This window comes from Variovorax paradoxus, assembly GCF_030815855.1.
Lineage (GTDB): Bacteria > Pseudomonadota > Gammaproteobacteria > Burkholderiales > Burkholderiaceae_C > Variovorax > Variovorax paradoxus_M.
On the sequence record NZ_JAUSXG010000001.1, the window covers coordinates 581,549 to 593,254 of the forward strand.

At 67.4% G+C, this 11,706-nt stretch carries 12 protein-coding genes; 2 read left to right on the forward strand and 10 right to left on the reverse strand.

What is annotated here, in order from left to right; genetic code table 11:
* Window positions 1–10: 10 nt before the first annotated feature.
* A complete protein-coding gene (nadA, locus tag QFZ42_RS02770; protein ID WP_307699480.1) occupies window positions 11–1,132 on the forward strand; it encodes a quinolinate synthase NadA in 1,122 nt (373 codons plus the stop codon).
* A gap of 130 nt (window positions 1,133–1,262) precedes the next feature.
* On the opposite strand, the gene QFZ42_RS02775 is transcribed toward nadA, so the two are convergent.
* The 7 genes from QFZ42_RS02775 to QFZ42_RS02805 form a co-directional block, all read right to left on the reverse strand.
* Window positions 1,263–1,625 (reverse strand): 6-pyruvoyl trahydropterin synthase family protein, encoded by a 363-nt coding sequence (locus tag QFZ42_RS02775; protein ID WP_307699481.1) that lies wholly within the window; start codon window positions 1,623–1,625, stop codon window positions 1,263–1,265.
* 19 nt (window positions 1,626–1,644) lie between these two features.
* Window positions 1,645–2,283, reverse strand: a complete 639-nt coding sequence (gene queE / locus QFZ42_RS02780) for a 7-carboxy-7-deazaguanine synthase (protein ID WP_307699482.1) — start codon at window positions 2,281–2,283, stop codon at window positions 1,645–1,647.
* On the reverse strand, window positions 2,280–3,131 hold the full coding sequence (gene panC, locus QFZ42_RS02785) for a pantoate--beta-alanine ligase (RefSeq protein WP_307699483.1): 852 nt from the start codon (window positions 3,129–3,131) through the stop codon (window positions 2,280–2,282). The genes queE and panC overlap by 4 nt, the downstream gene beginning before the upstream one ends.
* A 16-nt stretch (window positions 3,132–3,147) precedes the next feature.
* Window positions 3,148–4,050, reverse strand: coding sequence for a 3-methyl-2-oxobutanoate hydroxymethyltransferase (gene panB / locus QFZ42_RS02790; RefSeq protein WP_307699484.1), 903 nt, complete (start codon window positions 4,048–4,050; stop codon window positions 3,148–3,150).
* Between the two features lie 79 nt (window positions 4,051–4,129).
* The gene (gene nadB, locus QFZ42_RS02795) at window positions 4,130–5,713 is read right to left on the reverse strand and encodes an L-aspartate oxidase (RefSeq protein ID WP_307704156.1); all 1,584 of its coding nucleotides are present in this window, start codon (window positions 5,711–5,713) and stop codon (window positions 4,130–4,132) included.
* 29 nt (window positions 5,714–5,742) lie between these two features.
* Window positions 5,743–6,579: a segregation and condensation protein A gene (locus QFZ42_RS02800; RefSeq protein WP_307699485.1), complete on the reverse strand. Its 837-nt coding sequence runs from the start codon at window positions 6,577–6,579 to the stop codon at window positions 5,743–5,745.
* Between the two features lie 70 nt (window positions 6,580–6,649).
* On the reverse strand, window positions 6,650–6,856 hold the full coding sequence (locus QFZ42_RS02805) for a DUF3460 family protein (protein WP_126748409.1): 207 nt from the start codon (window positions 6,854–6,856) through the stop codon (window positions 6,650–6,652).
* Between the two features lie 69 nt (window positions 6,857–6,925).
* Here QFZ42_RS02805 and QFZ42_RS02810 point away from each other — a divergent pair, with 69 nt between their 5' ends.
* The gene (locus QFZ42_RS02810; protein ID WP_307704157.1) at window positions 6,926–7,399 is read left to right on the forward strand and encodes an outer membrane protein assembly factor BamE; all 474 of its coding nucleotides are present in this window, start codon (window positions 6,926–6,928) and stop codon (window positions 7,397–7,399) included.
* Here the strand turns inward: QFZ42_RS02810 and QFZ42_RS02815 are convergent.
* The 3 genes from QFZ42_RS02815 to metG all read right to left on the reverse strand — a co-directional run bounded on the left by QFZ42_RS02815 (window position 7,396) and on the right by metG (window position 11,505).
* Window positions 7,396–9,090, reverse strand: coding sequence for a SulP family inorganic anion transporter (locus QFZ42_RS02815; RefSeq protein ID WP_307699486.1), 1,695 nt, complete (start codon window positions 9,088–9,090; stop codon window positions 7,396–7,398). The genes QFZ42_RS02810 and QFZ42_RS02815 overlap by 4 nt on opposite strands.
* Window positions 9,091–9,187: 97 nt before the next feature.
* The gene (locus QFZ42_RS02820; RefSeq protein ID WP_307699487.1) at window positions 9,188–9,385 is read right to left on the reverse strand and encodes a hypothetical protein; all 198 of its coding nucleotides are present in this window, start codon (window positions 9,383–9,385) and stop codon (window positions 9,188–9,190) included.
* A 20-nt stretch (window positions 9,386–9,405) separates the two neighbouring features.
* Window positions 9,406–11,505, reverse strand: a complete 2,100-nt coding sequence (metG, locus tag QFZ42_RS02825) for a methionine--tRNA ligase (RefSeq protein WP_307699488.1) — start codon at window positions 11,503–11,505, stop codon at window positions 9,406–9,408.
* Window positions 11,506–11,706 lie beyond the last annotated feature (201 nt).

The following is an 11,706-nucleotide window of genomic DNA, read 5'->3' on the forward strand; positions in this document are numbered from 1 at the left end:
GGCGGCGGCGATGGCTTCTTCTTTCGTCATCGGCGTCGACTACGAACAACCCGTGGCCCAAGCCGGCGCGGCCTGCGACACCCGCCACGCCTGGGCACGCGTGCCGCCCGAACCTTCGCCCGACGAGCGCGTCGCGCTCAAGGAGCGCATTCGCCGCCTGCTGCGCGAGCACAACGCGGTGATGGTGTCGCATTTCTACGTGCACCCCGACCTGCAGGACCTGGCCGAGGAAACCGGCGGCATCGTGAGCGATTCGCTCGAAATGGCGCGCTTCGGCCGCGACCACGCCGCCACCACGCTGGTGGTGTCGGGCGTGCGCTTCATGGGCGAGACCGCCAAGATCCTCTCGCCCCAGAAGCGCGTGCTCATGCCCGACCTGGACGCCAACTGCTCGCTCGACCTCGGCTGCCCGGTCGACGAATTCAGCGCGTTCTGCGACCAGCATCCCGACCGCACCGTCGTCGTCTACGCCAACACCAGCGCGGCCGTGAAGGCGCGCGCCGACTGGCTCGTGACCTCGAGCTGCGCGCTCGACGTGGTGAGCGCCCTGCACGCACAGGGCCGCAAGATTCTCTGGGGCCCGGATCGCCACCTGGGCGACTACATCCAGCGCCAGACCGGCGCCGACATGGTGAGCTGGAACGGCGCCTGCATCGTGCATGACGAGTTCAAGGCGCTGGAGCTCGAACTGCTCAAGAAAGCGCATCCCGCCGCAAAGGTGCTGGTGCACCCCGAATCGCCGGCTGACGTGATTGCGCTGGCGGATGCAGTCGGTTCGACCTCCGCGATCCTGAATGCGGCACAGCGCATGGACGCGAAGGAATTCATCGTTGCCACAGACAGCGGCATGCTGCACAAGCTGCGCACGCTGAACCCCGGCAAGACCTTCATCGAGGCGCCCACGGCCGGCAACGGCGGCACCTGCAAGAGCTGCGCGCATTGCCCTTGGATGGCGATGAACGGACTGGTGGAACTCGCGAATGCGCTGGAAACCGGTGCGGGCGAAATTCATGTCGACCCGGCGCTGGGGCTGCGGGCACGGGTGCCGATCGACCGGATGCTGGCGTTCACGGCCGGCTTGAAGAACGGCCAGCCGCCCGGAAGCTTGATCGCCGGCATCGGCGCAGCCTGAGGTCTTGTCCCCTCTCCCTCCGGGAGAGGGCTAGGGTGAGGGCCGGGGCCTTGCAACATCGCGCACCGTTGATTGCCCTTGGCCCTCACCCCAACCCTCTCCCCGAGGGGAGAGGGAGCAAGGCAAGAGCCTAGAACTCCAAGGTGCAGCTGTCGCCCAGCGCTTCGCGCCAGACCTTCACCCGCGCCAGCGAAGTCCGAAACTCCGGCAGTGCATCCGCAATGAACACGCACAGGTTCTCGAGCGTCGGCGGATGCAGCCCCGCCACGTCGTCCAGCAGGTGGTGGTCCAGCAGCTCGCGCACCTCGTCCAGCCGGCGGCGCAGCAACCCCAGGTCGATCACCATGCCCGTGATGGGATCGCGCTCCCCCGCGAGCCACACCTCGGCGTGGTACGTATGGCCGTGGATACGGCGGCTGCCTGCGACCTCGATGTCGCGCTTCAAGGTGTGGGCGGCGTCGAAGAAAAAGCGTTGGCTGATGGTGAATCGCATCTGGAAAGTCTCTCCGCGCTCAGCGGATGCCGGTGATCTTGTGGGTCTGCACGCTGAGGCGCCAAACCGGCTGGCGCATGCATTCGGCAATGCACAGCTCGGTATTGGCCACGCGGTCGGGGCCGTCCATCGGTTGCAGGAAGCGGTGGGTGAACTCGCCGGTGCGTGCCATCGTGTCGAGGTCGAATTCGGTTTGCGGCCACACCAGCTTCAGTTCCTGCCCGCGCTGCTGCACCCAGGGGGCGCCGGCCTTGGGGCTGATGCAGAGCCAGTCGATGCCTTCGGGTGCGGCGACCGTGCCGTTGCTTTCCACGGCAATGCGGAAGCGGCGCGCGTGCAATGCATCGACCAGCGCGGCGTCCACCTGCAGCAGCGGCTCGCCGCCGGTCAGTACCACCAGGCGGTGCTCGACGTCGCCGGCCGGCCATTGCGCGGCAATGGTGTCGGCCAGCAGATCGGCGGTCTTGAACTTGCCGCCGAGCGTGCCGTCGGTGCCGACGAAGTCGGTGTCGCAGAAGCGGCAGACGGCCGTGTCACGATCTTCCTCGCGGCCGGTCCACAGGTTGCAGCCCGCAAAGCGGCAGAACACGGCCGGCATGCCCGCCTGGCCGCCTTCGCCCTGCAGGGTGTAGAAGATTTCCTTGACGGCGTAGGTCATGAAGAAGCCGGGTTCTCGATTTCGAGGTTGTCGATCAGCCGCGTACCGCCCAACCGTGCCGCGGCCAGCGCCACGAGCGGCTCGCCGGCCAGCCCGAAAGTGGGCGCCTGCAGATCGGTACGCCGCCGCAACACAAGATAGTCCGGTTGCCAGCCGCGCTCTGTCAGCGTCTGCATTGCCCGCGCTTCGATTGCGGCCAAATCGCGTTCGCCGGCCTGCACGGCTGCGGCCATGGTCTTCAGCGCTTTCGAGAGCTGTACGGCCTCGGCGCGCTCGGTCTCGCTCAGGTAGCCGTTGCGCGACGACAGCGCCAGCCCATCGGCCGCGCGGAAGGTTTCGCTGCCGACAATCTCGATGGGCAGCGCGAACTGCCGCACCATGTGGCGGATCATCATCAGCTGCTGGTAGTCCTTCTTGCCGAACACGGCCACGCGCGGCTGCACGCACTGGAAGAGCTTCATCACCACCGTGCACACGCCGATGAAGAAGCCGGGGCGGAAGTGGCCCTCGAGGATGTCGGCCAGCGCCGCGTCCGGGTGCACCTTGCAGGTCTGCGGCTCGGGGTAGAGCGCCTTTTCGTCGGGTGCGAACAGCACATCGCAGCCGGCCGCGCGCAGCTTCTCGCAGTCGCTGTCCCAGGTGCGCGGGTAGGTGTCGAAGTCTTCGTGCGGCAGAAACTGCAGGCGGTTGACGAAGATGCTCGCCACCGTGGCGTCGCCCAGCGGCTTGGCCTGCTTGATCAGCGCCAGGTGGCCGTCGTGCAGGTTGCCCATGGTGGGGACGAAGGCAGGGCGCTTGAAGGCGGCCAGGCGGTCGCGCAATTCGGCAATGGTGTGGGCGATGTACATGGTCTCTGTTCCTTGCCTACCAGGCGTGAAGTCGGTCGTCGGGAAAGCTGCCGTCTTTCACGGCCTGCACGTAGGCCTTGAGGGCGGGCAGTACGCCCGGCGCGTCGGCCATGAAGTTGCGCACGAACTTCGGCATCTTGCCGAGGTTGATGCCCAGCATGTCGTGCAACACCAGCACCTGGCCAGCGGTGCCCTTGCCCGCGCCGATGCCGATGGTGGCGCAGTGCTTCAGTTCGCCGGTGAGCTCGGTGGCCAGCGCGGCCGGCACCATCTCGAGCACCAGCATCGCGGCGCCCGCGTCCTGCAGCGCATGCGCCTGCTGCTTCAGGAGCGTGCCGGCTGCATCGCCCTTGCCCTGCACGCGGTACCCGCCCAGTGCATGCACGGTCTGCGGCGTGAGGCCCAGGTGCGCGCAGACCGGAATGCCGCGCTCGACCAGGAAGCGCACCGTCTCGGTGGTCCAGCCGCCGCCTTCGAGCTTGACCATGTGCGCGCCGGCCTGCATCAGCACCGTGGCGCTGCGCAATGCCTGTTCGCGCGACTCCTGGTAGCTGCCAAAGGGCAGGTCGGCAATCAGCCAGGCCGTGCCCTGCACGCGGCGCAGGCCCCGCGAGACGCTGTCGGTGTGATAGCGCATGGTGTCCAGGCTCACGCCCACCGTGCTGTTCAGGCCCTGGCAGACCATGCCGAGCGAATCGCCGACCAGGAGGCAATCGACGCCCGCCGCGTCGGCCATGGCTGCGAAGGTGGCGTCGTAGGCGGTGAGCATCGAGATCTTTTCGCCGCGCGCATGCATGTCGGCCAGGCGCGGCAGGCTCACGGGCTTGCGCGAGGCGAGCGGCGACGCCGGGGGCAGCGTGCCGTAGGGCGTGGCGGCCGCCGGAGTCTCGGAAGATGGGGTTGCGGTGGTGTTCGACATGGTTGGGTTTCTCCCTGCGGGCGTCGGTGGCCGGGCATCCTTGAGTGAATAAGAACCTGAAGGCGGGTGGGGCTGGCGGTCAGCGGGCCGGCGGCGCCAGTACCGTCGGCGTGGTGGGCTCGGCAAGCGAAGGATAGTCCCGGCTGAAGTGCAGCCCGCGGCTTTCGTGCCGGGCCTGCGCCGAGCGAACGATGAGTTCGGCCACCTGCACCAGGTTGCGCAGTTCCAGCAGGTCGCGCGTGACGTGGAAGTGGGCGTAGAACTCGTGGATCTCGGCCTGTAGCAGCGCAATGCGATGGCTCGCGCGCTCCAGCCGCTTGTTGGTGCGCACGATGCCCACGTAGTCCCACATGAAGCGGCGCAGCTCGTCCCAGTTGTGGGAGATGACCACGGCCTCGTCGGCATCGGTCACACGGCTGTCGTCCCAGGGCGGCAACGCGATGCCAGTGCGTCCCGGGGCCGCCGCAATCGCGCCGGCCGCGGCGCGCGCGAACACCATGCACTCGACCAGCGAGTTGCTCGCGAGCCGATTCGCGCCATGCAGGCCGGTGCAGGCGGTTTCGCCGATGGCGTAGAGGCCCGGCACGTCGGTGCGGCCCGCCAGATCGCTCAGCACGCCGCCGCAGGTGTAGTGCGCGGCCGGCACGACGGGGATGGGCTCCTGCGTGATGTCGATGCCCAGCTCGGCGCAGCGCGCGAGGATGTTGGGGAAGTGTTCCTTCAGGAACGCCGGGCTCTGGTGCGAAATGTCCAGGTAGACGCAGTCGAGCCCGTGCTTCTTCATTTCGAAGTCGATGGCGCGCGCCACCACGTCGCGCGGCGCGAGTTCCGCGCGTTCGTCGTGCGCCGGCATGAAGCGGGTGCCTCCCGCCGATTCCGGCAACTTGAGCAGCCCGCCTTCGCCGCGCACCGCCTCGCTGATCAGGAAAGATTTCGCGTGCGGGTGGTACAGGCAGGTGGGGTGGAACTGGATGAACTCCATGTTCGACACCCGGCAACCTGCGCGCCAGGCCGCCGCGATGCCGTCACCCGTGGCGGTGTCGGGGTTGGTCGTGTAGAGGTAGACCTTGCCCGCGCCGCCCGTTGCCAGGATGGTGTGTGGGGCACGGAAGCTCAGCACCTCGTCGGTTTTGTCGTCCAGCGCGTACAGGCCCAGGCAGGCCGGATCGTCCAGCCCCAGCTTGGGTCCGGTGATCAGGTCGACCAGCGTGTGGTGCTCGAACAGCGCGATGTTCGGCGTGCGGCGCACGCGCTCGATCAATGTCTGCTGCACGGCCGCGCCGGTGGCGTCGGTCACGTGCACGATGCGGCGCTGGCTGTGGCCGCCTTCGCGCGTCAGGTGCAGCTCGCCGTCGGCTTCGGAAGAAAAAGGCACGCCGAGTTCGCGCAGCCAGTCGATGGCTTCGGGCGCATGCTCGACGACGAAACGCGTGGCCTCGGGGTCGCAGAGCCCGGCGCCGGCCACCAGCGTGTCTTCCACGTGGGCGTCGAAGCTGTCGCCCGCCGCCAGCACGGCGGCAATGCCGCCCTGCGCCCAGGCGCTCGAGCCGTCGTTGAGCGCGCGCTTGGTCAGCACCGCCACGCGGTGCGTGGGCGCCAGGTGCAATGCCGCCGAGAGGCCTGCAAGGCCGCTGCCGACGATGAGAACGTCGAAGTCGCGCACGGCGGAATTCAAGGGCGAAAGCCGGTAAGTCAGGCCGGCGAGTACGCCAGGCGGACGTAGATGGGCGCGAAGGCCTCGGCCTGCGTGATGTCGATCAGCGTTTCCTTCGCGAGCTCGAGCATCGCGATGAAGGTGACGATCAGCACCGGCGCACCGCGCGACACGTCGAACAGCTTCTCGAACTCCACGAAGCGCTGCCCCTGCAGATGCCGCAGCACGATGCTCATGTGCTCGCGCACGTTGAGTTCCTCGCGCGAAATCTTGTGGTGCTGCACGAGCTTGGCGCGCTTCATGATGTCGGCCCACGCGTCGCGCAGCTCGACCACGTTCACGTCGGGGAAGCGAGGCTTGAGCGATTGCTCGATATAGACCTGCCCCTTCCAGAAGTCGCGCCCGTAGGTCGGCATGGCGCTGATGGAGGCGGCCTGCAGCTTGGTCTGCTCGTATTCGAGCAGCCGGCGCACCAGCTCCGCGCGCGGGTCTTCGGCTTCCTCGCCTTCCGCCACCTTCTTGGGCGGCAGCAGCATGCGAGACTTGATCTCGATCAGCATCGCGGCCATCAGCAGGTACTCGGCCGCGAGTTCCAGGTTGGTCTGGCGGATCTCGTCGACGTAGCTCAGGTACTGCCGCGTGAGCCCCGCCATCGGGATGTCGAGGATGTTGAAGTTCTGCTTCCGGATGAGGTAGAGCAGCAGGTCCAGCGGGCCTTCGAAGGCCTCGAGAAAGACCTGCAGCGCCTCGGGCGGGATGTACAGGTCCTTCGGCATCGCGAACAACGGCTCGCCATACAGTCTGGCGAGCGCGACCTGGTCGACCACCTCGGGCATGCTGGCCACGAGCGTGCCGTTGTCCTCGCTGTCCTTCATCGGGCGCTTGCTATCGTTTCAATAGCTGCGGGCGCGATGGGGACGAGCGACGGATGCCGGAAGGGCACCATTACTTGCTTTGGGTCTGGTAGACGTACGGCTGCTGCGGTACGCGGGCTTCGCTGTATTCCTCGAGCAGGCTGCGGTCGAGGTGTTTGTCCCAAAGCAGGGCCCGGCCGGCGCGCTGTTCGGCTTCCAGCGTCGGCTTCTTTTCTTTCATCTCCTCGATGAAGCTGGTGATCTCGGAGGTGTAGTGGGGGCGGCGGAAGATGGACATAGACTGGACCTTTGTAGCGCGAATTTTACCGGGGATGGAATGAAGCGACGACAACAGTGGCAGATCGGCATGGCAACGGCGTTATTGGCGGCGGTGATGGGGCTTTCTGGATGCGATCCGCAGCGCATTGGCGAGCTGGAGGAAGGCGTCTCGACCGAGGCCGACGTGCGCGCCAAATTCGGCCAGCCCGAGAACATCTGGGACGCGCCCAACGGCCGCGTGTTCGAGTACAACCGCCAGCCCCAAGGCCAGAAGAACTACATGATCACCATCGGTGCCGACGGCAAGATGAGCGCGCTGCGCCAGGTGCTCACGCCCGAGAACTTCGCCAGGGTGCAGCCCGGCATGATGATGGAAGACCTGCGCAAGCTGCTCGGCAAGCCCGCGAAGGTCACGCCCTACGTGCTCAAGCGCGAAACCGAGTGGGAGTGGCGCTGGGTGCAGCCGCCGAATTCGCCCATGGTGTTCACCGCCACGCTGAACGACGACCAGCGCGTGGTGCGCAGCGGCTCTTCGCCGGACCGGGCCACCGAGGCGAACTAGGGCCCGGAGGGTTCCTGGCCTTCCGCCGCATGCGGCCGGCCGCTCGTCAGCTCATCGGCAAACCCCGAGCGAACGATCACCTCGAGCGGCTGTGGCTGCAGCGACTCCAGGCGCAGCAGCCCGTCGCGCGCCAGCACCGCACGGTGCAGCTGACGCAGCGCGTCGACGCCGGTGGCGTCCAGGTAGATCAGGTGCGTGGCGTCGAGCACCAGCGTCATGCCGCGCGGCGCGCTTTCGGCCGCGTTCACCGCTTCGTCCAGCTTGGCCGCCGCCCCGAAGAACAGCGCCCCGTAGAGCCGGTAGGTGAGCACCGGCGGCTGCATGGTGACCAGTTCGACGCTGAAAAGCCCGCTCATGCGGCGGATGAAGAGGGCGCAGGCGAGCACGATGCCCACCTGCACCGCCACCGTCAGGTCGAACACGACCGTGAGAAAGAAGGTGCCGAGCATCAGCAGCCGGTAATGGCGGCTGAAGTGCCGCAGCTGCCCCGGGGTGAACTCGCGCCATTCGCCCATGTTCAGGCCCACGAACACGAGAATGCCCGCCAGCACCGCGAGCGGCACATGGCGCGCGAGCGGCGCAGCCAGCAGCACCACGATCAGCAGCGTGAGCGCATGCACGATGCCCGCAATCGGCGAGTTGCCGCCGGAGCGGATGTTGGTCACGGTGCGCGCGATGGTGCCGGTGGCCGGCATGCCGCCGAAGAACGGCGCCACCAGGTTGGCGATGCCTTGCGCCATCAGCTCCTGGTTCGGGTCGTGGCGCGGCTGGCCGCTGAGCTGGTCGGCCACGCGGGCGCACAGCAGCGACTCGATGGCGCCGAGCAGCGCGATGGTCAGCGTCGGCGTGACCAGCTGCTTGACCGTTTCCCACGAGAAATCGGGCAGCGCGAAGGTCGGCAAGCCATCGGGAATGCCGCCGAAGCGCGTGCCGATGGTTTCCACCGGCAGGTCGAAGCCCCACGACACCAGCGTGAGCGTGACCAGCGCGACGATGGGGCCCGGCAGGCGCGCGCCCACCTGCACCGCGCGGGTTCGCGCGATGCGTCCTGCCAGCCGCTGCACCGCAAGGCCCACCTTCGATTCGCCCCGCAGCAGCATCGGCCAGATCGCGAGGCCGGCCAGGCAGGCCAGCCCCAACGCGAAGGCATAGGGGTTGAAGGTGCCGATCTGCAGCGCCATGGCATGCAGCTGCGAGAACACATCGGCCGGCATCTTGGCGACCGTGAGCCCCAGCAGGTCCTTGAGCTGCGACAGCAGGATGAGCACCGCGATGCCGTTGGTGAACCCGACCACGATCGACAGCGGCACGAAGCGCACCAGCCGGCCGAGCCCGAACAGCCCCGCTGCGAACAGCAGCACGCCGGCGCAGGCGGTCGATATCAGCAGATTCGCGAGGCCGTAGCGTTCGACGATGCCGTAGACGATCACGATGAAGGCGCCCGCCGGCCCGCCGATCTGCACCGCCGAGCCGCCCAGGAGCGAAATCAGGAAGCCCGCGATGATCGCCGTCCAGATACCCGCTTCGGGCTTGAGCCCGGAGGCGATGGCGAAAGCCATGGCCAGCGGCAACGCCACGATGCCGACCGTGGCGCCCGCGCCCAGATCCTTGAAGAAGCGTCCCCGGTCGTAGCCCGCCATGGCGTCCAGCAGGCGTGGACGAAAGCGGGTGATGTTCAGCGGTGAATGCATGGGCATCCATTGTGGACCCCGCTCCTGGCCCGCGGCACCGCGTACGCCGCCCAGCAGGGGCTGGCGGCCACACCTGTCGCGGGTCGCTCGGCCGGGCTCAGTCGCTGTCGGGAATCACCGCGTCGGCCGCCGCGCCCACGGCCTTGCCGGTGATGCGCGCGGTACCGATGGCCGCATCGGCCGCCAGGCCGACCGCGCTGGCGCCCACGCTCACCGCGGTTCCTGCCACGGTCACCACCGCGCAGCCGCTCAGCAGGGCCGCGAATGACAACAGAAGGATGGTGCGCTTGAGCATGGGTGCGGTCCTCTCGAGAATCAGCGAACCCGCATGCCGGGCGTCGCACCGGGCCAGGGTTCGAGCACATGGATGCCGGGGTTGGTCTTTTCGTCGCCATGGCTCGCGGCCAGCACCATGCCTTCGCTGACGCCGAACTTCATCTTGCGCGGCGCCAGATTGGCAACCAGCACCGTGAGCTTGCCCACGAGCTGCTCGGGCTGGTAGGCCGAGGCGATGCCGCTGAACACGTTGCGCGTCTTTTCTTCGCCCGCGTCGAGCGTCAGCCGCAGCAGCTTGGTCGAGCCTTCGACCTTCTCGCAGGCCACGATCTTCGCGATGCGCAGATCGATCTTCGCGAAGTCGTCGATGGTGATGGTGGGCGCGATGGCTTCGCCGCCGGGCAGTGCGCCGGCGCTTGCAGCTTCGGCCGCGGCCACCGGCGGTGCTTCGGGTGCGTCGAACAGCTTGTCGACCACCTTGGCATCGGCGCGCTGCATCAGGTGCTTGTATTCGCCGATGGCATGGCCGATGGGCAGCGCCTGCGCAGCGTCGGCCCAGGCCAGCGGCGAAATCTTGAGGAAGGCTTCGACATTCACCGCGAGCGCCGGCAGCACCGGCTTCAGGTACAGCGTGAGCAGGCGGAAAGCCTCGATGCATACCGTGCACACATCGTGCAGGCGCGCCTCCTGGCCTTCCTTCTTGGCCAGTTCCCAGGGCTTGTTCTGGTCGACGTACTCGTTCACCTTGTCGGCCAGCGCCATCACCTCGCGCAGTGCGCGGGCGTAGTCGCGGCCGTCGTACAGCGAATGAACCTGGCCGGCCGCATCGCGCAGCGCGAACAGCAGTGCGTCGCCGTCGGCCGACACCTCGCCCAGCTTGCCGCCGAAGCGCTTGCCGATGAACCCCGCCGCGCGGCTCGCGATGTTGATGTACTTGCCCACGAGGTCGCTGTTGACGCGCGCCACGAAGTCTTCGGGGTTGAAGTCGATGTCCTCGTTGCGGCCGTTGAGCTTGGCCGCGATGTAGTAGCGCAGCCATTCGGGGTCGAGGCCGATCGAGAGGTACTTGAGCGGGTCGATGCCGGTGCCGCGGCTCTTGCTCATCTTCTCGCCGCTCACCGTCAGGTGGCCGTGCACGTACACCGCATCGGGCGCCTTGCGGCCGCTGAAATGCAGCATCGCGGGCCAAAACAGGGTGTGGAAGGTGATGATGTCCTTGCCGATGAAGTGCACCTGCTCCAGGTCGGGGTCAGCCATGTATTCGGTGTACGAGATGCCGTCGCCGCCGAGTTCGATGCAGCGCTTGTCGAGCAGGTTCTTCAGCGAGGCGAGGTAGCCTACGGGCGCGTCGAGCCACACGTAGAAGTACTTGCCCGGCGCATCGGGAATCTCGATGCCGAAGTAGGGCGCGTCGCGGCTGATGTCCCAGTCGCCGAGACCGCCCTTGCCCTCGTCGTCCTTGTAGAGCCACTCGCGGATCTTGTTCTGCACCTCGGACTGCACGTGGCCGGGGGCGGCGGTCCAGTCCTTCAGGTAGGCCTCGCAGCGCGGGTCCGAGAGCTTGAAAAAGAAGTGGTCCGAGCTGCGCAGCTCGGGCTTGGCGCCCGACAGGGCCGAGTAGGGGTTGATCAGCTCGGTGGGCGCGTACACGGCGCCGCACACCTCGCAGTTGTCGCCGTACTGGTCCTTCGCGTGGCAGTTGGGGCATTCGCCCTTGATGAAGCGGTCGGCCAGGAACATGCCCTTGGCCGGGTCGTAGAACTGCTCGACGCTCTTGGTGCTGATGAAACCGTTGGCGCGCAGGTCGCGGTAGATGTCCTGCGCGAGCTGGTGGTTCTCGGGCGCGTCGGTCGAATGCCAGTTGTCGAACGAGATGTAGTAGCCGTCGAGGTAGGGCTTCCGGCCCGCGGCGATCTCTGCCACGAAGGCCTGCGGCGTCACGCCGACCTTGTCGGCCGCGATGGTGATGGCCGCACCGTGCGCGTCGTCGGCGCAGACGAAGTTGACCTCGGCGCCATTCATTCGCTGGTTCCGCACCCAGATGTCGGCCTGGATGTATTCCATCATGTGGCCGATATGGAACTTGCCGTTGGCATACGGCAGGGCGGTGGTAACGAAGAGCTTGCGCGGGGCGGACATCGGAGAGGGCGCTTTCGGGGAGTGGCGAACTGGCGACGGAGGGCGGCCAGCGGCCGCTTCCGGGAACCGGACATTTTAGGTGGCAGCATCGCCCCCCTGCCGGATGCCGTCGATCTCACCGCCTGCATGGCCGGTTTTACCGCTTCGCCGCTTGCGGCGCGGGAGCGGCCCGATGTCCAGTGACCCGAAAGCCGTCGGGGT